This is a genomic window from Thermopolyspora sp. NPDC052614, from assembly GCF_040678635.1.
GTDB lineage: Bacteria > Actinomycetota > Actinomycetes > Streptosporangiales > Streptosporangiaceae > Thermopolyspora.
The window spans coordinates 19,982-41,374 of sequence record NZ_JBFATZ010000022.1; the positions used below are offsets into that span (position 1 = coordinate 19,982).

General features: G+C 71.3%; 19 protein-coding genes. 16 read left to right on the forward strand and 3 right to left on the reverse strand.

Annotated elements, in window-relative coordinates; genetic code table 11:
- Positions 1 to 69 precede the first annotated feature (69 nt).
- A complete protein-coding gene (locus tag AB0K60_RS31915) occupies positions 70 to 2,232 on the reverse strand; it encodes an elongation factor G-like protein EF-G2 (protein WP_364063628.1) in 2,163 nt (720 codons plus the stop codon).
- A gap of 341 nt (positions 2,233 to 2,573) precedes the next feature.
- Here AB0K60_RS31915 and pgsA point away from each other — a divergent pair, with 341 nt between their 5' ends.
- From pgsA to AB0K60_RS31995, 16 genes are all read left to right on the forward strand, one after another.
- Positions 2,574 to 3,176, forward strand: coding sequence for a phosphatidylinositol phosphate synthase (pgsA, locus tag AB0K60_RS31920; protein WP_364063630.1), 603 nt, complete (start codon positions 2,574 to 2,576; stop codon positions 3,174 to 3,176).
- Between the two features lie 77 nt (positions 3,177 to 3,253).
- Entirely contained in the window at positions 3,254 to 4,168 is a 915-nt protein-coding gene (locus AB0K60_RS31925; RefSeq protein WP_364063819.1) for a phosphatidylinositol mannoside acyltransferase, read from the forward strand.
- A 10-nt stretch (positions 4,169 to 4,178) separates the two neighbouring features.
- On the forward strand, positions 4,179 to 5,324 hold the full coding sequence (locus AB0K60_RS31930) for a glycosyltransferase family 4 protein (RefSeq protein WP_364063633.1): 1,146 nt from the start codon (positions 4,179 to 4,181) through the stop codon (positions 5,322 to 5,324).
- Positions 5,325 to 5,454: 130 nt separating this feature from the next.
- A complete protein-coding gene (locus AB0K60_RS31935) occupies positions 5,455 to 5,997 on the forward strand; it encodes a hypothetical protein (protein ID WP_364063636.1) in 543 nt (180 codons plus the stop codon).
- 52 nt (positions 5,998 to 6,049) lie between these two features.
- Positions 6,050 to 7,060, forward strand: a complete 1,011-nt coding sequence (locus tag AB0K60_RS31940) for a DUF3048 domain-containing protein (RefSeq protein ID WP_364063639.1) — start codon at positions 6,050 to 6,052, stop codon at positions 7,058 to 7,060.
- Between the two features lie 162 nt (positions 7,061 to 7,222).
- Positions 7,223 to 8,152 carry a pyridoxal 5'-phosphate synthase lyase subunit PdxS gene (gene pdxS / locus AB0K60_RS31945; RefSeq protein WP_364063642.1) on the forward strand — a complete coding sequence of 310 codons (930 nt, stop codon included), beginning with the start codon at positions 7,223 to 7,225 and terminating at the stop codon, positions 8,150 to 8,152.
- A 196-nt stretch (positions 8,153 to 8,348) separates the two neighbouring features.
- A complete protein-coding gene (gene pdxT / locus AB0K60_RS31950; RefSeq protein WP_364063645.1) occupies positions 8,349 to 9,053 on the forward strand; it encodes a pyridoxal 5'-phosphate synthase glutaminase subunit PdxT in 705 nt (234 codons plus the stop codon).
- 3 nt (positions 9,054 to 9,056) lie between these two features.
- A complete protein-coding gene (locus AB0K60_RS31955) occupies positions 9,057 to 9,812 on the forward strand; it encodes a YebC/PmpR family DNA-binding transcriptional regulator (protein ID WP_364063647.1) in 756 nt (251 codons plus the stop codon).
- Between the two features lie 118 nt (positions 9,813 to 9,930).
- Positions 9,931 to 10,527 (forward strand): crossover junction endodeoxyribonuclease RuvC, encoded by a 597-nt coding sequence (gene ruvC / locus AB0K60_RS31960; protein WP_364063649.1) that lies wholly within the window; start codon positions 9,931 to 9,933, stop codon positions 10,525 to 10,527.
- A complete protein-coding gene (gene ruvA / locus AB0K60_RS31965; RefSeq protein ID WP_364063651.1) occupies positions 10,524 to 11,147 on the forward strand; it encodes a Holliday junction branch migration protein RuvA in 624 nt (207 codons plus the stop codon). Before ruvC ends, ruvA begins: the two co-directional genes overlap by 4 nt.
- A gap of 75 nt (positions 11,148 to 11,222) precedes the next feature.
- A complete protein-coding gene (gene ruvB, locus AB0K60_RS31970) occupies positions 11,223 to 12,284 on the forward strand; it encodes a Holliday junction branch migration DNA helicase RuvB (protein WP_364063654.1) in 1,062 nt (353 codons plus the stop codon).
- A 338-nt stretch (positions 12,285 to 12,622) separates the two neighbouring features.
- Positions 12,623 to 13,015: a preprotein translocase subunit YajC gene (gene yajC, locus AB0K60_RS31975; protein ID WP_364063657.1), complete on the forward strand. Its 393-nt coding sequence runs from the start codon at positions 12,623 to 12,625 to the stop codon at positions 13,013 to 13,015.
- Positions 13,016 to 13,130: 115 nt separating this feature from the next.
- On the forward strand, positions 13,131 to 14,927 hold the full coding sequence (gene secD, locus AB0K60_RS31980; protein WP_364063660.1) for a protein translocase subunit SecD: 1,797 nt from the start codon (positions 13,131 to 13,133) through the stop codon (positions 14,925 to 14,927).
- Positions 14,927 to 16,006 carry a protein translocase subunit SecF gene (secF, locus tag AB0K60_RS31985; protein ID WP_364063663.1) on the forward strand — a complete coding sequence of 360 codons (1,080 nt, stop codon included), beginning with the start codon at positions 14,927 to 14,929 and terminating at the stop codon, positions 16,004 to 16,006. Before secD ends, secF begins: the two co-directional genes overlap by 1 nt.
- 103 nt (positions 16,007 to 16,109) lie before the next feature.
- The gene (locus AB0K60_RS31990; RefSeq protein ID WP_364063665.1) at positions 16,110 to 16,634 is read left to right on the forward strand and encodes an adenine phosphoribosyltransferase; all 525 of its coding nucleotides are present in this window, start codon (positions 16,110 to 16,112) and stop codon (positions 16,632 to 16,634) included.
- Between the two features lie 198 nt (positions 16,635 to 16,832).
- Positions 16,833 to 19,076, forward strand: coding sequence for a bifunctional (p)ppGpp synthetase/guanosine-3',5'-bis(diphosphate) 3'-pyrophosphohydrolase (locus AB0K60_RS31995; protein ID WP_364063822.1), 2,244 nt, complete (start codon positions 16,833 to 16,835; stop codon positions 19,074 to 19,076).
- 135 nt (positions 19,077 to 19,211) lie between these two features.
- Here the strand turns inward: AB0K60_RS31995 and AB0K60_RS32000 are convergent, their stop codons facing one another.
- The gene (locus tag AB0K60_RS32000; RefSeq protein WP_364063669.1) at positions 19,212 to 20,441 is read right to left on the reverse strand and encodes a DUF349 domain-containing protein; all 1,230 of its coding nucleotides are present in this window, start codon (positions 20,439 to 20,441) and stop codon (positions 19,212 to 19,214) included.
- Between the two features lie 60 nt (positions 20,442 to 20,501).
- Entirely contained in the window at positions 20,502 to 21,341 is an 840-nt protein-coding gene (locus AB0K60_RS32005) for a peptidylprolyl isomerase (protein ID WP_364063671.1), read from the reverse strand.
- Positions 21,342 to 21,393: the final 52 nt, after the last annotated feature.

The window sequence follows — 21,393 nt, forward strand, 5'->3', positions numbered from 1 at the left end:
GTGGGGCCCGGGGCGTCCTGCTTTACGGTAGGACGCCCCGGTTTACCGTCTCCGGACCCCGGACGGAACTCACCCGGCGGAGGCTTTCACCTTGTCCGCGAGGTGGGACGGCAGCGGCTCGTAGCGCAGGAACGACCGGGTGAACGTCCCGGTGCCGTGCGACATCGACCGCAGGTCGATCGCGTAGCGGGTGATCTCCAGTTCGGGCACCTCGGCCCGCACCAGGGTGCGCCCGGTGCTGCCCACCGGCTCGGTGCCGAGCACCCGCCCGCGCCGCGAGGACAGGTCGGACATCACGGCGCCGACGTACTCGTCCGCGACGAGCACCGACACCTCGTCCACCGGCTCGAGCAGCAGCGTCGGCACCTTGGTCGCCGCCTCCTTGAGCGCGAGCTGCCCCGCGATCTGGAAGGCCATGTCCGAGGAGTCGACCGAGTGCGCCTTCCCGTCGAAGAGCGTCACGCGGATGTCCACCACCGGGTACCCGGCGAGCACGCCGCGCTCCATCTGGGCCCGCACGCCCTTCTCCACCGACGGGATGAACTGCCGCGGGACCACCCCGCCGACGATCTTGTCGACGAACTCGAACCCGCCGCCGGAGGGCAGCGGCTCCACCTTCAGATGGCAGATCGCGTACTGCCCGTGCCCGCCGGTCTGCTTGACGTTGCGGCCCATCGCCTCGCACGTGCCGCCGAAGGTCTCCCGCAGCGGCACCCGCAGCTCGATCTTCTCGACCTCCACGCCGTGCCGCTTGGCGAGCCGGTCGAGCAGCACGTCGGCGTGCGCCTCGCCCATGCACCACAGCACGAGCTGGCGGGTCTCGGGGTTGTTCTCCAGCCGCAGCGTCGGGTCCTCGGCCACGAGCCGGCCCAGCGCCTGCGACAGCTTGTCCTCGTCGGCCTTCGACTTCGCCCGGATCGCCACCGGCAGCAGCGGCTCGGGCATCGTCCAGGAGGTCATCAGCAGCGGCCGGTCCTTGTCCGACAGCGTGTCGCCGGTCTCGGCCCGCGACAGCTTCGCCACGGCCACCACGTCGCCCGCGATCGCCTTGCCGATGGTGCGCTGGGTCTTGCCCAGCGGGCTCGACAGCGCGCCGATGCGCTCGTCCACGTCGTGGTCCTCGTGGCCGCGCTCGGCCAGGCCGTGCCCGGAGACGTGCACGGTCATGTCCGGGCGCAGCGTGCCGGAGAACACCCGCACCAGGCTGATGCGGCCGACGTACGGGTCGCTCGTGGTCTTGACGACCTCCGCCACCAGCGGGCCGTCGGGGTCGCAGGTGATGTCGGACACCGTCTTGCCGTCGAGCGTGGTGATCTCCGGCAGCGGGTGCTCGAGCGGCGAGGGGAAGCCCTGGGTGATGCCGTCGAGGATCTCCACCATCCCGACCACCGGGCCCGAGCCCGGGGCCGCGCAGACCGGTACGACAGGGTAGAAGCTGCCGCGGGCGACCGCCTTCTCCAGGTCCTGGGTGAGCACCTTGGGGTCGATGTCCTCGCCGGAGAGGTAGCGGTCCATCAGGGACTCGTCCTCGCTCTCCTGGATGATGCCCTCGATGAGCTCACCGCGGTAGGTCTCGATCTGCTCGGCGTACTCCGCGCCCGGCTCGTGCTCGGTGCGCTTGCCGGTGGCGTAGTTGTAGAACGTCTGGGTCAGCAGCCCGATCAGCCCGTTGACGTGGCCGTTGGTCACCACCGGGAGGTAGAGCGGGGACACCCCGTCGCCGAAGGCCCTCTGGCAGGCGGCGAGCACCTCGTCGAAGTCGGCGCGCTGGTGGTCGATCTTGGTGATCACCACGGCGCGCGGCATGCCCACCGCCGCGCACTCCTCCCACAACATGCGGGTGAGGCCGTCGACGCCCTCCGCCGCCGAGATCACGAACATCGCCGCGTCGGCGGCCCGCAGCCCGGCGCGCAGGTCGCCGACGAAGTCGGCGTAGCCGGGCGCGTCGAGGAGGTTGATCTTGATGCCGTTGTGCACGACGGGCGTGACCGACAGGTTCACCGACCGCTGCTGGCGGACCTCGACCTCGTCGAAGTCGCTGACGGTGGTCCCCTCCTCGACCCGTCCCGTGCGCGTGATCGTGCCGGTCGCCGCGAGCAGCGCCTCGACCAGCGTCGTCTTCCCTGAGCCCGAGTGGCCGACCAGCACCACATTGCGCACCATGTCCGGCCGGTCGGCCTCAGGTGCCCTGCCGGCGGCTCCCGTTGCCGCTCCGCCTGACTTCTCCGCCACAATCGCCTCCTGGTGATTCGGAGGGTCGTGTCCGGTCAGATTCGCCTCGCCGTACGTTTCCCGGACGTTGGGGTGTTCGCCGGCTCGCATTCCGGTGTCACCGCTACGCTGTTCGGGACGCGCCCTCCTTCCGCCGTGCCCGGCTCGGCTTCGCTCACCAGACGCGACCACGTTGTGTCGCTGCCGCGCCCGGCGCCCCCAGCAGGACGCGTGCAGTGGGGTCTCGCTCGTGTGTCTCACCCTTTACCCATGCGGCGTCTATCACAAGAGTCCTCGGGTAAAAGTGCGGAACCAGACACGAATATCGCGCCGGGGCCCGGGTGCCCTACGATCGGACGGCAATGCTGAACGTCCTTCGTCCCGCCGTGAGCCGCGTGCTGACCCCCCTGGGCCGCGCGCTCGCCGACCGCGGGGTCAGCCCCGACATGGTGACCGCGACCGGCACGCTCGGCACGGTCGCCTGCGCGCTGTACTTTTTCCCCCGCGGCGAGCTGTGGTGGGGGTCGCTGGCGGTCACCTTCTTCGTGCTGGCCGACATGCTGGACGGGGTCGTCGCCCGGGCGCGGGGCGGCGGGGGCAGCACGTGGGGCGCCTTCCTCGACTCCAGCCTGGACCGCATCGCCGACGCCGCGATCTTCGCCGGGCTGATCTTCTACTTCTTCGACAGCGGGCAGCGGGTGCTCGCCGGGGTCGCGCTGTTCTGCCTGATCGCCGGGATGCTCGTGTCGTACGTCAAGGCCCGCGCGGAGGGGCTCGGCATGACCTGCGACGTGGGCCTGGCCGAGCGCACCGAACGGCTGATCATCGTGCTGACGTCGGCCGGGTTCGGCCACCTCGGCGTGCCGTACCTGACGGCCGCGGGCCTGTGGGTGCTCGCCGCCGCCAGCGCCTTCACGGTCGTCCAGCGCCTGCTGCACGTGCGGCGTCAGGCGGTGCCAGAATGAGGTCAACGCCTTTGTCATGATCAAGGGCTGAACGGGCGGGCCGACACCGGTAGGGGTGAGAAGCGCTGATTGATCGCATTGTCGCCGCAGCACTTCACGCGGGGTGGGTCCTGGTTCCGCGCCTGCCCCGGCCCGTGGCCGCCTGGATCTTCCGGACGATCGCCGATGTGATGTGGTGGCGTCAGGGCAAGTCGGTGCTCCGGCTCCAGTCCAACTACGCGCGCGTGCTCGGGCTCGCCCCCGCCGACCCGCGGGTGCGGCGGCTGGGCAGGGCGGGCGTGCGCTCCTACTTCCGCTACTGGATGGAGGCGCTGCGGCTGCCCGCGATGAGCAAGGAGGTCATCCTGGGCGGGATGCGCAGCACCGGCGACGAGGTGATGTTCAAGCACCTGGAGAGCGGGCGCGGCGCGGTCATGGCCCTGCCGCACATGGGCAACTGGGACCACGCGGGCGCCTGGCTGGTGCACAAGGGCTACCCGTTCACCACCGTGCAGGAGCGGCTCAAGCCCGAGTCGCTGTACGAGCGCTTCGTGGCCTACCGGGAGAGCCTCGGCATGGAGGTGTTGCCGCTGACCCGCCGGGAGGGCGGCAGCGCCCGCGCGTTCGGCACCCTGGCCCAGCGGCTGCGCGCCGGCCGCCCGGTCTGCCTGCCGGCCGAGCGGGACCTCACCGACAGCGGCGTGGAGGTCGATTTCTTCGGGGCCAGGACCCGGATGGCGCCCGGCCCGGCGCTGCTCGCGCTGCAGACCGGTGCGGCGCTGCTGCCGGCCACCATGTGGTTCGAGGGCGACGGGTGGGGGCTGCGCGTCCACGACGAGATCCCGGTCCCGCAGGAGGGTACCCGGCAGGAGAAGGTGCAGGTCATGACCCAGGCGATGGCGGCGGCGTTCGAGGAGGGCATCCGCGAGCACCTGGAGGACTGGCACATGATGCAGCGCCTGTGGCTCGAGGACCTGGAGCCGCGTCCCGCGCGGCCGGCGAGCGGCTCGTGAGGACCGGGCCGTGAGAATCGGACTGGTCTGTCCGTACGACTTCGACGTGCCGGGCGGCGTGCAGGCGCACGTGCGGGACCTGGCCGAGGCGCTGCTGAAGGACGGGCACCACGTCTCGGTGATCGCGCCGTCCGCCGAGGACGCGCCGCTGCCGCCGTACGTGGTCCCGGCGGGGCGGTCGGTGCCGGTGCCGTACAACGGGGCGGTGGCGCGGCTGGCGTTCGGGTTCCTGTCGGCCAACCGGGTGCGCAAATGGGTGCGCGAGGGGCGCTTCGACGTGCTGCACGTGCACGAGCCGCAGGTGCCCTCGGTGGGGCTGCTCGCCTGCTGGGTGGCGCGCGGGCCGATCGTGGCCACCTGGCACTCGTCGGTGTCCCGGTCGCGGGTGCTCGCGGTGTCCGCCCCGATGCTGCAAAGCGCGCTTGAGAAGATCACCGGCCGCATCGTGGTCTCCGAGGCCGCGCGCAAGACGCTGGTCGAGCACATCGGCGGCGACGCGGTGATCATCCCCAACGGGGTGACCGTCGATCGGTACGCCACCGGCGAGCCGCTGCCGGGCTGGGAGGGGAAGGGGCAGGTCATCGGCTTCCTCGGGCGCATCGACGAGCCGCGCAAGGGGCTGCCGGTGCTGCTGGACGCCTTCGCGCGGCTCGCCCCCCGGCGCGCCGACCTGCGGTTGCTGATCGCCGGGCCCGGCGACGGCGACGAGGTGCGCCAGCGGGTGCCCGAGCCGTACCGGGACCGGGTGGTCATGCTCGGCATGGTGAGCGAGGCCGACAAGGTGCGCGTCTACCACACGGTGGACGTGTTCTGCGCCCCCAACCTCGGCGGCGAGAGCTTCGGCATCGTGCTCACCGAGGCGATGTCGGCCGGGGCGCCGATCCTGGCCAGCGACATTCCCGCGTTCCGCCGGGTGCTGGGGGAGGGGCAGGCCGGGGCGCTGTTCGAGACCGGCAACGCCGAGTCGCTCGCCGACGAGGCCGCCCGGCTGCTCGACGACCCGGAGCGGCGGGCCAAGCTGTCGGACGAGGCCCGGGTGGCGGTGCGCCGGTACGACTGGTCGACGGTGGCGCGCGACGTGGTGCGCGTGTACGAGACGGTGACCGCCACCCAGACCGGCACCCAGACCGGCGTCACCGAGGACGAGGACCGGTGACGCCGCCGTCCAGGCCGCCCTCGATCGCCGGGCCCGTGGCACCCGCCGGTCGTGCGGGGCCCGGAGGTGAGGGGCCCGGTCGTGAGGGGCTGGGGCACGCGATGCGAAGGGGACGCGTCGGGGTACGGCGATGAACGCTACATTGATCATGGTGGTAGGCGCGATCGTGGTGCTCACCGCCGTCTACATCTCCTGGCGGGCGGGGCGGCTGGACCGGCTGCACATCCGGCTGGAGACCGCCCGCGAGGCCATCGACGCCGCCCTGGTACGGCGCGCCGCCGTCGCCCTCGAACTGGCCGCCTCCCGCCTGCTCGACCCGGCGACCAGTCTCGTGCTCGCCTCGGCGGCCCACCACGCCCGCACCGCCGGCCCGGAGGACCGCGAGCCCGCCGAGAGCGACCTGTCCAAGACCCTGCGCGCGGTCGTCGACCAGGAACGTTTCCGCGACCGCATGGCCGAGGCGCCCGGCGGCCCGGAGCTGATGGCCGAGCTCGACGCCGCCGTGGCGAAGGTGGTGTACTCCCGCCGCTTCTACAACAACGCGGTCGCCGTCACCCGCGCCGCCCACCGCCGCTGGCTGGTCCGTACGCTCCGGCTCGCGGGCCGTACCGAGACGCCGCAGTTCTTTGAGATGGACGACGATCCTCCGAAGGCGTTTACAACCGAGAAGTAAGGGATCATCGGTAAGCTTCTCCCGATTTGGTGGAAAATGGGAGGAGTCTTCGGTGCGCTTGACTCGGATGGCCTGTGTCGTCCTGGCAGGTGGGGCGCTCCTGGCCCCCGCGGCGTGTTCCTCGTCGGACGAGGCCGCGGCCAAGCCGCCCCAGGGTGCGTCGCAGTCGGAGTCGCCGGCCGCCTCCCAGCCGCCGCCCTCCCATCCGTTCACCGGCGCGGCCACCGCCCGGCGCAACCCGGTGCTCGCCGTGAAGGTCGAGAACACCGCCGCGGGCAAACCGCAGATGGGCCTGAAGAGCGCCGACATCGTCTACATCGAGCAGGTCGAGGGCGGCCTCACCCGCCTGATGGCCATCTTCTCCTCCCGGATGCCGGCCAAGGTCGGCCCGGTCCGCAGCGCCCGCATCTCCGACCTGCACATCCTTCCGATGTTCGGCAAGCCCGCCCTGGCGTACTCGGGCGTGCAGACCAAGATGATCCCCTTCGTGCAGAAGGCCTCCCTGTACGACGTCTCCGACAGCGCCGCCCCCGGGGCCTACCAGCGCGAGCCCGGCCGGTTCGCGCCGTACAACCTGGTCGCCTCGCCGCGCAAACTGCTCGCCAAGGCGCCGGAGGCGTCCAAGGCCAAGGACATCGGCTTCACCTTCGGCGACGCCCCGGAGGGCGGCACCGAGCGCAGGACCTTCAGCGTGCGCTACCCGGCGGCGCGTTTCACCTTCGGCTGGTCGCAGCAGCAGAAACGGTGGCTGATCTGGCAGGACGGTAAGCGCGACATGGCGGCAGAGGGCGGCCAGCTCGGCGCCCCCACCGTCGTGGTGCAGTACGTCAAGACCACCCGATCGCAGTTCCACGACGTCAACGGCAGCTACACGCCGCTGGTGCAGACCGTGGGCAAGGGCCGGGCGGTCGTGCTGCGCGACGGCAAGGCCTACCAGGCGCGCTGGTCGCGGTCGAGCGAGGAGGAGGGGACCACCTTCACCACGCCCGACGGGCAGCCGATGCCGTTCGCCAAGGGCCAGGTCTGGGTGGTGCTCGCCGCGCCCAAACCCGTGCAGCCCTAGCCTGCACCTAACCTGCCCCCAGCCTGCCCCTAACCTGACGCGCGATTGGCCGGGTCGTACAGGATCCAGGGACGACATGGACGCGGTGGCACGTCCGTGGGCAGATCGGACAGCACGTATCCTAAGCCTGAACGCCGAAAGTCCCCATCGTGAGGTAGGACCGTGTCCAGCAGCCCCGAGACCACCGACAGCACCGTCACCGGAACCACGCCCGAGGTGGGCACCGCGCGGGTGAAGCGCGGCATGGCCGAAATGCTCAAGGGCGGCGTCATCATGGACGTCGTCACCCCCGAGCAGGCCAAGATCGCCGAGGACGCGGGGGCCGTCGCCGTCATGGCCCTGGAGCGCGTCCCCGCCGACATCCGCGCCCAGGGCGGAGTGGCCCGGATGAGCGACCCCGACATGATCGAGGGCATCATCAACGCCGTCTCCATCCCGGTGATGGCCAAGGCCAGGATCGGCCACTTCGTCGAGGCGCAGGTGCTGCAGGCGCTCGGCGTCGACTACATCGACGAGTCCGAGGTGCTCACCCCCGCCGACGAGGCCAACCACATCGACAAGTGGGCCTTCACCGTGCCCTTCGTGTGCGGCGCCACCAACCTGGGCGAGGCGCTGCGCCGCATCGCCGAGGGCGCGGCCATGATCCGCTCCAAGGGCGAGGCGGGCACCGGCAACGTGGTCGAGGCGACCCGGCACATGCGCCAGATCCGCGCCGACCTGCGGCGGCTCACCGTGCTCGACGACACCGAGCTGTACGCCGCGGCCAAGGAGCTGCGCGCGCCGTACGAGCTGGTGGCCGAGGTGGCGAAGACCGGCAAGCTGCCGGTGGTGCTGTTCACCGCCGGAGGCATCGCCACCCCCGCCGACGCGGCGATGATGATGCAGCTCGGGGCGGAGGGCGTGTTCGTCGGCTCGGGCATCTTCAAGTCCGGCGACCCGGCCAAGCGGGCGGCGGCGATTGTGAAGGCCACCACGTTCCACGACGACCCCGACGTGATCGCGAAGGTGTCGCGCGGGCTCGGCGAGCCGATGGTCGGCATCAACGTCTCCACGCTCGCCGACAGCGAGCGCCTCGCCACCCGCGGCTGGTGATCGGGCGTCGGCACGGCGGCGACCGGGCGTCCGGCCCGGCGTGCCGTGCCGACGCATCGATCCGGCCGACTCGACCGATCCGGCCGGGTCGGCCGAACCTGCCGACCGGGCCGACCTGGACGACCTGGACGACCCGGCTGACCTGGGCGACCCGGCCGACCGGGACGAACCTGAAATGACTCCGAAAGGACCGCTTGTGGCGACTGTGCCTGCCATCGGAGTGCTCGCGCTCCAGGGCGACGTGCGCGAGCACATGCGCGCACTCGCCTCCTCCGGCGTGCGCGCCGTGGCCGTGCGCCGGCCCGCCGAGCTGGCGGCCGTGGACGCCCTGGTGATCCCCGGCGGCGAGTCCACGACCATGTGGAAGCTGGCCGAGGCGTTCGAACTGCTGGAACCGCTGCGACTGCGGATCAAGGAGGGCATGCCCGCCTACGGGTCCTGCGCCGGGATGATCATGCTCGCCGACCGCATCGAGGGCGGCGTCGAGGGCCAGCAGACGATCGGCGGCATCGACATGTCGGTCCGCCGCAACGCGTTCGGCCGGCAGGTCGATTCGTTCGAGGCCGACATTGACTTCGCCGATCGCGGCACGATCCGCGCCGTCTTCATCCGGGCGCCATGGGTCGAGTCGGTCGGCCCGGGCGTCGAGGTCCTCGGCCGCGTCCCCGGCGGCGCCGGGCGATCCGACGCCTCCGCTCCCCGGGACGCATCCCGCGGCGACGGCGACGAGGCGGGCGCACGGACCCCCGCGGCTCGTCCGGGAGCGGTCGCCGACCCCGCCGGTGACGATAGGATCGTCGCGGTCCGGCAGGGACCGCTGCTCGCCACGTCGTTCCACCCCGAACTCACCGGGGACTGGCGGGTGCATTCGTACTTTGTCGAGATGGTAAGGGAGCTCTAGGCGATGTCCGGCCACTCCAAATGGGCGACGACGAAGCACAAGAAAGCCGCGCTCGACGCCAAGCGGGGCAAGCTGTTCGCCAAGCTCATCAAGAACGTCGAGGTCGCGGCGCGGACCGGCGGTCCGGATCCCGACGGCAACCCCACGCTCTTCGACGCGATCCAGAAGGCGCGCAAGAACTCGGTGCCGATCGACAACATCGAGCGGGCGCGCAAGCGTGGCGGTGGCCTGGAGGCCGGCGGAGCCGAGTACCAGACGATCACCTACGAGGGCTACGGGCCCGGGGGCGTCGCCCTGCTGATCGAGTGCCTCACCGACAACCGCAACCGCGCGGCCTCCGAGGTGCGCGTCGCGATGACCCGCAACGGCGGCTCGATGGCCGACCCCGGCTCGGTGGCGTACATGTTCAACCGCAAGGGCGTCGTCATCGTCCCCAAGACGGACGGCCTGACCGAGGACGACGTGCTCACCGCCGTCCTGGACGCCGGCGCCGAGGAGGTCAACGACCTCGGCGAGTCCTTCGAGGTGGTCTCCGAGGCGAGCGACCTGATCCCGGTCCGCAAGGCCCTGCAGGACGCGGGCATCGACTACGAGTCGGCCGAGGCGTCGTTCCTGCCCTCCATCAGCGTCCCCCTCGACGAGGAGGGCGCCAAGAAGGTCTTCCGCCTCATCGACGCGCTCGAGGACAGCGACGACGTCCAGAACGTGTACGCCAACTTCGACGTCAGCGACGAGATCATGGAGAAGATCAACGCCTGACGCCGCCGCCGCGACATCCTGCGACATCCGCGAAATCCCGCCGTCCTGCCGCTTCCAGAGGCCCGGCGCGTTGTAAGGTCGGACACGCGAACGCGTGTTCGGTGGGCAGGGAGGGCATGTGCGGGTGCTGGGCGTCGATCCGGGGCTGACCCGGTGCGGGCTCGGGGCCGTCGAGGGGCGGCCCGGCAGCCCGCTCGCCTTGATCAAGGTAGGCGTGGTGCGCACGCCGTCCGACGACGAGATCGGGGCGCGCCTCATCGCCATCGAGGCGGGCATCGAGGCGTGGCTCGACGAGGTCCGCCCCGACGTGGTCGCCGTGGAGCGCCTGTTCGCGCAGGTGAACATCCGCACGGTGATGGGGGTCGCGCAGGCGTCCGGCGTGGTCATCGCGTGCGCCGCGCGGCGCGGGCTCCCCGTCGCGCTGCACACGCCGAGCGAGGTCAAGGCCGCGATCACCGGGTACGGCAACGCGGACAAGCGGCAGATCGGCGCCATGGTCACCCGGCTGCTGCGCCTGGACGCGCCGCCCAAACCCGCCGACGCCGCCGACGCCCTGGCCCTGGCCATCTGCAACGTCTGGCGCGGCGGGGCGCAGGACCGCATCTCCGCCGCCGTCGCCCGCGCCAGAAGCGGCGCCCGCGGTGCCGCCCGCGCCGCCGCCCGTCCCGTGCTCGGCGTCCGCCGGGCCGCGCCACCCAGGAAGGTCGAGGAATGATCGCCTCTGTCGAGGGCACCGTCGCCCGGCTGGCCCCCGACGGGGCCGTCATCGAGGTGGGCGGCGTCGGCGTCCTGGTGCACTGCACGCCCGGCACCCTCGCGACGCTGCGGGTGGGGGAGCGGGCCCGGCTCGCCACCTCCCTGGTCGTGCGCGAGGAGTCCCTCACCCTGTACGGCTTCGCCGACGACGACGAGCGCGCCGTCTTCGAGCTGCTGCAGACCGCCGGCGGCGTCGGCCCCCGGCTCGCGCTGGCGATGCTCGCCGTGCACACCCCGAACGCGCTGCGCGTCGCGGTGGCGAGCGCCGACGTCAAGGCGCTGACCCAGGTGCCCGGCATCGGCCAGAAGGGCGCCCAGCGCATCATCGTCGAGCTGAAGAACAGGCTCGGCACCCCCGAGGAGGCCGTCAACGCCGCCCTCAGCGGCGAGCGTCCCGTGGTCTCGCCGTGGCGCGACCAGGTGCACTCCGGCCTGGTCGGCCTCGGCTACTCCGCCCGCGACGCCGACGAGGCCGTGGCCGCCGTCGCCCCCCAGGCCGACGCCGACATCGCCGCGGGCCGTACCCCCGACATCGCCGCCCTGCTCAAGGCCGCCCTCCGCGCCCTCAGCGTCCGGTAGGCCCGCCGATGACCACCCCCGGCGGCCACGCGCACGGAACCCGGCGGCCCCCCGACCCGTGGAACGGAGGCCCGCATGGGTGCTGAGCGTGACCTCGTGTCCCCCGACGCCGAAGGGGACGAGCGCGCGATCGAGGCGGCGCTGCGGCCCAAACGCCTGGAGGAGTTCATCGGCCAGGCGCGGGTGCGCGAGCAGCTGTCGCTGGTGCTGCAGAGCGCGCTGGGCCGGGGCCGCCCGCCGGACCACATCCTGATGAGCGGCTCGCCGGGGCTCGGGAAGACCACCCTCGCCATGATCATCGCGGCCGAGCTGGGCGTGCCGCTGCGGGTCACCTCCGGGCCCGCGCTGGAGCGCGCGGGCGACCTGGCGGCGATCCTGTCCACGCTCTCGGAGGGGGAGGTGCTGTTCATCGACGAGATCCACCGCACCGCCCGGCCCGCCGAGGAGATGCTGTACATGGCGATGGAGGACTTCCGCGTCGACATCGTCGTGGGCAAGGGGCCGGGCGCGACCGCGATCCCGCTCGACATCGCCCCGTTCACGCTGGTCGGCGCCACCACGCGGGCCGGTCTGCTGCCGGCGCCGCTGCGCGACCGGTTCGGCTTCGTGGCGCACATGGACTTCTACGACGTCGCCGAGCTGGAGCGGGTGCTGCACCGGTCGGCGCGCCTGCTCGCGGTCGAGCTGCCCGAGGAGGGCGCGCACGAGATCGCCCGCCGCTCGCGCGGCACCCCGCGCATCGCCAACCGCCTGCTGCGCCGCGTCCGCGACTTCGCCGAGGTGCGCACCGGCGGCGTGATCACCCGCGAGGTCGCCTCCGCCGCGCTGGAGTTGTACGAGGTGGACGCCGAAGGGCTCGACCGGCTCGACCGGGCGGTGCTGCACGCGCTGCTGCACCGCTTCGGCGGCGGCCCGGTCGGCCTGTCCACGCTCGCCGTGGCCATCGGCGAGGAGCCGGAGACCGTCGAGGTGGTCGCCGAGCCCTTCCTCGTCCGCCAGGGTTTACTCGCCCGCACCCCCAGGGGACGGGTCGCCACCGCCGCCGCCTGGCTCCACCTGGGCCTGCCCCCGCCGCCCGACGCGTTCGGCGCGCCCCCGGCCCCGACCCTCTCCGACGGTTCGGCAACCGATGCATGAGGCCGGCCCGTGACGCCGATCTGAGACGATGGACACCGATCCGCGGGCGCCGCTTTCCGAATCGTGACCGTGGCTTTGCCCGCTGCGAGTGACGCGGCTGGCCGACCCAGCGTCAGAGACGCGGTACAGTTGTGATCACAGAACGGTCACTAGGTCTCGAAGCGGGAACTTTCCCGCGTGCTGGATCGTGGGTTCGTTGCCGGGCCTTGACCGGCTCGCCTACACTCCCTGCCTTGGCTGGCCGTGGAGGCTGACGAGCGCGGCGGCCCGGCCAAGCGTTCTCGCGTACAGACCTCCGGCGCGAAGGCCGGGCACCCTCGTAGTGGAAGGACGGCCCCGTGCAGGGCAATCCGATTGGGACATTTCTGCCACTGATCCTGTTGGTCGTGGTCTTCTACTTCCTGCTCATCCGCCCGCAGCGCAAGCGGCAGCAGGAACAGCTACGCATGCAGTCGAGCCTCACCCCGGGCACGCGGGTGATGACCACCACGGGCCTGTTCGGCACCGTCGTGGCGGTCGAGGACGATGAGATGGTGCTGGAGGTGGCCCCGGGCGTCGAGACCCGCTGGCTGAAGGCGGCCGTCGGCCGGGTGGTCGTTCCGGGCGACGCGCCGGTGGACGCCGAGCCCGTGGATGCCGAGCCCGTGGACGACGAGCCCGTGGACGGCGGTGAGGACGGCCTGCGGGACGCGACCGCCGACGACGGCGACTCGTCCTCCAAAAAGTCCTGATCACACCACCACAGTCCCCTTATCCGGAAAGAACCGACGACCAGTGGCCTCACCAACCAGAAGCCGGAACAAGCCGGGGCGCACGCTCCTCATACTTCTGGCGATCATCCTTGCCATGGCGGGGGTGACCGCTCTGCAAAAGGCGTTCATCCCCCAGTACGGCCTCGACCTCGCGGGTGGCACGACGGTGACGTTGTCGCCGATCACGCCCAACGGGACCTCTCCCTCCCAGGAGAGCCTCGACCTGGCCGTGAACATCATCCGCGACCGCGTCAACGGCACCGGGATCTCCGACGCCGAGACGGTGCGGTCGGGGGACAACATCGTCATCTCCGTGCCGGGCAAGGGCCAGGAGGAGGTCCTCAAGCTCGTCGGTACCACCGCCGAACTGCGGTTCCGCCAGGTGCTCGCGGTGGCCCCGGCGAAGATGGAGCCGGTGGTGCCCACCGAGGCGCCGACCCCGTCGGGCACTCCCGCCCCCTCCGCCTCCCCCTCGGCCAAGCCGCAGGGGACCGCCTCGGCGAGCCCCAGCGCCTCGCCCGCCGGCCGCGCCCTGTCGCAGGCCCTCGTCAACCCCAAGCCGAGCGCGACCGCCACGGCGGGACGCGGCGACGGCGAACGGCGGCAGAACGGGCAGCAGTCCCAGCGGCAGGCCACCAACAAGCAGGCCACCAACAAGGCGGCCGCCGACAAGAGTACGGCGGGCGGCAAGGCCCGCCGCGGCGCTGACGCCAAGCCGTCGACGAGCCCGTCCGCCAAGCCCTCCGCCAAGCCGTCCGCCACCCCGTCGACAGAGCCCGCGGCCAACGACCCGCTCGCCGGAGTGGACACCACCGGCATCGACGCCGCCCTGCTCGACCAGTTCCGCGCCATCGACTGCACCAAGAGCAACCGCGGCCAGGGCGTGCAGGACGACCCGAACAAGCAGCTCGTCGCCTGCAGCCAGGACGGCAACGTCCGGTACATTCTGGACAAGGCGGCCGTGAAGGGCACCGAGGTCGCCGGCGCCACCGCCGGCGTGGACCAGACCACCGGCGAGTGGATCGTCTCGGTCGACTTCAAGAGCCAGGGCGCCACCCAGTTCTCCCGCATCACCGGCCAGATCACCACGCTGCCCGAGCCGCGCAACCAGCTCGCCATGGTCCTGGACGGCCTGGTCATCTCCGCGCCGGTCATCGAGGAGGCCATCCCCGGCGGCAAGGCCCGGATCTCCGGCAGCTTCAACCAGCAGACCGCGACCGAGCTCGCCGACCAGCTCAAGTACGGCGCGCTCCCGCTGAAGTTCGAGCGCAGCTCGGTGGAGGAGGTCTCCTCGACGCTCGGCGCCGACCAGCTCCGCGGCGGCCTGCTCGCCGGCGGCCTCGGCCTCATCGTGGTGCTGATCTACTCGCTGATCTACTACCGGGGCCTCGGCCTGGTGGCGGTGTCCAGCCTCGTCGTCGCCACGATCCTGACCTACCTCAGCGTGGCGCTGCTGAGCGAGAACGCCGAGTTCCGGCTGTCGCTGCCGCACATCGTCGGCCTGATCGTCTCGATCGGCATCACCGCCGACTCGTTCATCATCTACTTCGAGCGCATCCGCGACGAGCTGCGGGCCGGGCGCACGCTGCGGCTCGCCGTCGAGGTCGCCTGGCGCCGCGCCAAGCGCACCATCCTCGTCGCCGACGCCGTCACCTTCATCGCCGCCGTCGTCCTGTACTTCCTGGCCGTGGGCGGCGTGGCCGGCTTCGCGTTCGCGATGGGCCTGACCACGCTGATCGACGTCGCGGTGGTGTTCCTGTTCACCAAGCCGATGGTCAGCCTGCTGGCCCGGCTAAAGTTCTTCGCCAAGGGGCATAAACTCTCCGGGCTCGACGCCGGGCGCATCGGCCGTACCGAACCCGCCGTCCGCCCCACCCCGCAGGAGGCATGATGTCCGCCGCGACCAACCTGATGGGCCGGCTGTACCGGGGCGAGTCCAACGTCGACTTCGTCGGCCGTCAGAAGCTGTGGTACGGGCTGTCGATCACACTGCTCGTGCTGTCGCTCGTCGGCCTGTTCGTCCGCGGCCTCAACTTCGGCGTGGAGTTCACCGGCGGCTCGGTCTTCTCCTTCAAGTCGTCCACCGCGACGATCGAGCAGATCCGCGATGCGATCCACGAGACCGGGCACGAGCAGGTGATCGTGCAGCAGGCCGGCGAGAACGGCTGGCGCGCGACCACCGAGACGATGCCCGAAGGCGAGATCACCCGCGTGCAGCGGCACCTCGCCGAGGAATTCGACATCGCGCAGAACGACGTCAGCATCCAGGTGATCGGCGCCTCGTGGGGCGGCCAGGTCTCCCAGCAGGCGATCATCGGTCTGATCGTCTTCATGGTGGCGATCATCGCGTACCTGTCGATGGCGTTCGAGTGGCGCATGGCGCTCGCCGCGGTGGTCGCCCTGATCCACGACCTGATCATCACCGCGGGCGTGTACGCCTGGTCCGGCTTCGAGGTGACGCCGGCGACCCTGCTGGGCTTCCTCACGATCCTCGGATACTCGCTGTACGACGCGGTCGTCGTCTTCGACATGATCAAGGAGGTCACGGCCAAGCTCGTCACCACCGGCAAGCAGACCTACACCGAGGCCGCGAACGGCGCGCTGAACTCCACGCTGATCCGCTCGCTCAACACCACCCTGGTGGCCATCCTGCCGGTGGCCTCGATCCTGTTCATCGGCACCACGCTGCTCGGCGCGGGCACGCTGAAGGACCTGTCGCTCGCGCTGTTCGTCGGCATGCTGGTCGGCACGTACTCCTCGCTGTGCGTCGCCACCCCGCTGCTGGTCACCCTGAAGGAACGCGAGCCGCAGTACATCGCCCTGGCCAAGCGGGTCGCCCAGCGCAACCAGGCGCTGGCGAAGGCCGAGGCCGGCGGCCGGACCGGCAAGGGGAAGGACTCCGGCGGCGAGAAGGCGACCGTGGGGGCCGGCGGGCCGTCCTCCGCCCAGAAGCAGCGCAAGAAGAGATGACCGGCACCGCCCCGCGCCCCGATCCCTCGACCGGGGCGCGCGGGCGGCGTCCCGTGCCCCGGCACGCCGGGGCCCCGCGTGCGAAGGCAGGTGCCATTCCCCCATGGGTTCCGCAGACGTCTCCTCGCTGATCCTGAGCCGGATCCGCGACGTGCAGGACTACCCCCAGCCGGGCGTGCTGTTCAAGGACATCACCCCGCTGCTCGCCGACCATGACGCGTTCTCCGTCGTGGTGGACGAGCTGGCGGACGGCCTTGAGGTGGACAAGGTGGTCGGGATCGAGGCGCGGGGCTTCATCCTCGCCGCCCCGGTGGCCTACCGCTGCGGCTCCGGCTTCGTGCCGATTCGCAAAAAGGGCAAACTGCCCGCAGAGACGCTCTCGGCGGCCTACGATCTGGAGTACGGCTCCGCCGTCATCGAGGTGCATCGCGACGCGTTCGTCCCCGGCGACCGGGTCCTCATCGTCGACGACGTGCTCGCCACGGGAGGCACCGCGCAGGCGGCGGTGGAGCTGATCAGAGGCGCCGGCGCCGAGGTCGTCGGCGTATCGGTGCTTCTGGAACTGGTCTTCCTCAAGGGCCGGAGCCGGCTGAGCGGCGTCAACCTGCGGTCCCTCGTGGTCGTCTGAGCGTCGCCGCGGGGCCAGGGCCTGCGAGGCGAGTTCTCCAACGCGGATACACTGGAGAATCAGGACTCGAGGCAAGGAGTCTGTGTGCCCCGTGATGTCGTTGTACCCGGCGTGACCCCCGAGGCCGGAAGCGGGAGTCCCGCCGCGCCGGAGCCGCCGCCCGCCGTGCCGGCGAGCGCCGAGGAGCGGCCGGCCTCCGTGCGCAGAAGGAAGGGCCGTTTCGCGGGGCAGTGGGGCGGCAACGTGAATCCCGTACTCGAACCTCTCTTCAAGACGGTCCGCGCCACCCACCCCAAGGCGGACCTGCGCCTGATCGAACGCGCCTACGAGGTCGCCGCGTACTACCACCGCGACCAGAAGCGCAAGAGCGGCGACCCGTACATCACCCATCCCCTGGCGGTCGCCACCATCCTCGCCGAGCTGGGCACGGACGACGAGACGCTGTGCGCCGCGCTGCTGCACGACACCGTCGAGGACACCGCCTACAGCCTGGAGGAGCTCAGGGCGGACTTCGGCCCCAACATCGCGCTGCTCGTCGACGGCGTCACCAAGCTCGACAAGGTCAAGTTCGGCGACGCCGCGCAGGCCGAGACCGTGCGCAAGATGGTCGTGGCGATGTCCCGCGACATCCGGGTGCTGGTGATCAAGCTGGCCGACCGGCTGCACAACATGCGCACGATGCGCTACCTGCCGCCGCACAAGCGGGAGCAGAAGTCGCGCGAAACGCTGGAGATCTTCGCCCCGCTCGCCCACCGGCTGGGCATGAACACCATCAAGTGGGAGCTTGAGGACCTGGCGTTCGTCATGCTCTACCCCAAGCGCTACGCCGAGATCTCCCGCATGGTCTCCGAGCGCGCCCCCCGCAGGGACCTGTTCCTGCAGGAGGTGATCGAGGAGGTCTCCGCCGACCTGCGCGAGGCGAAGATCAGGGCGACCGTGAAGGGCCGGCCCAAGCACTACTACTCGATCTACCAGAAGATGATCGCCCGCGACGTCGCCTTCGACGACATCTACGACCTGGTGGGCATCCGGGTCCTCGTCGACACCGTGCGGGACTGCTATGCGGCCCTCGGAACGATCCACGCGCGATGGAACCCGGTCCCCGGCCGGTTCAAGGACTACATCGCGATGCCCAAGTTCAACATGTACCAGTCGCTGCACACCACGGTGATCGGCCCCGGGGGCAAGCCGGTGGAGCTGCAGATCCGCACCCGCGCCATGCACCACAGGGCCGAGTACGGCGTCGCCGCGCACTGGAAGTACAAGGAGGAGATGAACTCCGGCGGCGGGAAGATCAAGCCGGTCAGCGACATGGCCTGGCTGCGCCAGCTGCTCGACTGGCAGAAGGAGACCTCCGACCCGGGCGAGTTCCTGGAGTCGCTGCGCTTCGACCTGTCGGTCTCGGAGGTCTATGTCTTCACCCCGCGCGGCCAGGTGATCGCCCTGCCCGAGGGCGCCACCCCGGTCGACTTCGCCTACGCCGTGCACACCGAGGTCGGCCACCGCTGCATCGGGGCGCGTGTCAACGGCCGCCTGGTGCCCCTGGAGTCCCGCCTCGGCAACGGCGACACCGTGGAGATCTTCACCTCCAAGTCGCCGGACGCCGGGCCGTCCCGGGACTGGCTGAAGTTCGTCAAGAGCGGCCGGGCCCGCAACAAGATCCGGCAGTGGTTCTCCAAGGAGCGCCGCGAGACCGCGATCGAGGCGGGCAAGGAGGCGATCGGCCGGGCGATGCGCAAGCAGGGCCTGCCGCTGCAGCGCATGATGTCCGGCGAGGCCCTGCTCGCCCTCGCCCGCGACCTGCGCTACCCCGACGTCTCGGCGCTGTACGCGGCGGTGGGGGAGAGCCACGTCAGCGCCCAGTCGGTCGTGCAGAAGCTCGTGCAGTCCCTCGGCGGCGTCGAGGGGGCCGAGGAGGACATCGCCGAGGCGTCCGTCCCCACCCGGATGGCGGGCCGGGGCCGGTCCCGCAGCGGCGGCACGCACAACGCCGGCGTGATCGTCGCGGGCGACCCCGACGTGTGGGTACGGCTGTCGCGCTGCTGCACCCCGGTCCCCGGCGACGAGATCATCGGCTTCGTCACCCGGGGCCACGGCGTCTCGGTGCACCGCGACACCTGTCCCAACATCGTCCAGCTGAAGGAGCAGTCCGACCGCCTGGTCGAGGTCTCCTGGTCCCCGGGCGACGACTCGGTCTTCCTGGTGGCGATCCAGGTGGAGGCGCTCGACCGCCCCCGGCTGCTGTCGGACGTCACCCGTACCCTCTCCGACCAGCACGTCAACATCCTGTCGGCCTCGGTGACCACCTCACGCGACCGTGTGGCCATCAGCAAGTTCACGTTCGAGATGGGCGACCCCAAGCACCTGGGCCACGTCCTGAAGGCCGTACGCGGCGTCCACGGCGTCTACGACGTCTATCGCGTCAGCGGCGCGGGCTCCTGACCGCCACACGACCCTCACGCCTCCTGCGACCCGCTCCGCCGCGTTCGGCTCCACGCGAACACCCCTGCGCCCACCCCGGCCCGGACGAACCGGGCCGGGGACGACCGGTCACAGAACCGGTCCAAGAGGATCGGTTCAGGAGAACTCGGCGAGAGTGCGCTCGGCCTCGGCGAGCCAGGAGCGCCGCGCGGCGAGGGCCTCCTCGGCGTCGGCGACGTCCTTGGCGCGGCCGGCCGCCCGCGCCTTGGCGAGCCGCTGCTCCAGCTGCTCGATCGACTTGCGCAACTGGTTGACGGTGGTCTGGGCGCGGGCGCGGGCCTCGGGGTTGCTGCGCTGCCACTCGGCCTCCTCGGCCTTGCGCACGGCCTCGTCGACGCGCCGCAGGCCGCCCTCCAGCCGATCGCGGGCGTCCCGCGGCACCGGCCCGATGGCCTCCCACCGCTCCAGGATGCCGCGAAGCTGGGCGCGGGCGGCGCGGGCGTCGCTCACCGGCAGGATCTTCTCGGCCTCGGCGAGAAGCTGCTCCTTGGCCTCGGCGTTCTCCCGCAGCGAGGCGTCCCGCTCGGCGAAGACGGCCGAGCGGGCCTGGAAGAACTGGTCCTGCGCGGCCTTGAACCGGGCCCACAGCTCGTCCTCGGCCTCCCGGGTGGCCCGCCCCGCGGCCTTCCAGCGCCGCATCAGCTCGCGGTAGGCGGCGGCGGTGTTGCCCCAGTCGGTGGAGGAGGCCAGCGCCTCGGCCTCGGCGACGATGCGCTCCTTCTCCGCCTTGATGCCCTCGCGCTGCTCGTCGAGCCCGGCGAAGTACACCTTGCGGCGCTTGGCGAAGGCGGTGCGGGCGGCCGACAGCCGCTTCCACAGGGCGGCCTCGGTGGCGCGGTCGATGCGCTCGGCCGCCTTCCACTCGTCCACGAGCTGGCGCAGCCGCTCCCCGCCGGTCTTCCAGTGGGTGGTGTGCTCGGCGATGCGCTCGGCCTCGGCGACGATGCGCTCCTTGACCTCGCGCGCGGCGGCGCGGGCGTGCTCGCGGGCGGCCTTCACCTCCTCACGGCGCTTGGCCACCAGGTCCGTCAGGGCGGCCAGCCGCTCCAGCAGGGAGTCCAGGTCGCCGACCGCGTTGGCGGTGGCGACGGCCTCGCGCAGCTTGACGATGCTCGCCTCGGCCTGGGCGGGGTGCAGGTCGGTGCCGCGCACCCGCTGCTCGAGCAGTTCCACCTGGGTGGCCAGTTCCTCGAACTTGCGGTGGAAGTACGCCAGGGCCTCCGCGGGCTCGCCGGCCTGCCAGGACCCGACGGCCCGTTCGCCCTCGGCCGTTCGAACGTAGACGGTGCCGTCGTCGTCTACCCGGCCCCACGGGTCGGTGCTCACCGTGTCCTCCCGCACTGAAATCAGACCTTTCGGGGATTACCCACCCCTGGTTGTATTACGTCAGCTCTTGCCAGAGATTGTCACGTCTTTGAGCTCAACCGCCAGTTTGGGAGGTCCATCGCTGCCTCCTCCCTGGACGCCCGCTTTCGCGACCTTGTCGACGATGTCCATACCCTTGGTGACCGTCCCGAACGGGGTGTAGCTGGGCTGCAGGTTCTTGGTGTCGTCACCATAGATGATGAAGAACTGGCTGCCACCGGTGTCCGCGCGCCCGCTGTTCGCCATCGCCACCACCCCCCGCTTGTACGGCATGCCCCCCAGGTTCTCGTCGGGGACGCGATACCCGGGCCCGCCCGCGCCGTCGGTGGGGTTCTTGCCGTCGGCCTTGGCGAGCGGGTCGCCGCATTGCAGCACGTGCAGCCCGCCGGTGACCAGCCGGTGGCACTTGCTGCCGTCGAAGAAGTCCTTGGCCGCCAGATGCGCGAAGGAGTTCGCCGTGCAGGGCGCCTTGGCCACGTCGAGGTCGATCTCTATCGCGCCGCGGTTGGTGTCGAGCGTCATCGTCTTCGGCGTCTTGTTGTCGGCCTGCGCCGGCGGCAGCCCCGCGTCCTTCACCTGACCCTCGGTGTCCTTGGCGTAACCGCAGGTCCCGGTCGCCGGATCGAACGCCTTCGGCTCGGCCGCCGCCGAGGGGGAGGCCGAGGCGCTGGTCTCTCCTCCGGTGCCGTTCACCACGACCAGGGCGGTGGCGGCGACGCCGCCCGCCACGACCGCCGCGGCCACGGTGGAGCCGATGATCCGGCGCCGCCGGGCCTTGGCCATCCGCTCGGCCCTGCGGGCCATCTGCCGCTCGTAATGCTGGCGGGCCAACTGCCTCTGGCGCTCTTTGCCGGTGGCCACCGTACTCCTCCCGAGTGTCGGTAATCACTAATGAGGTGGGCGAAATCGTATC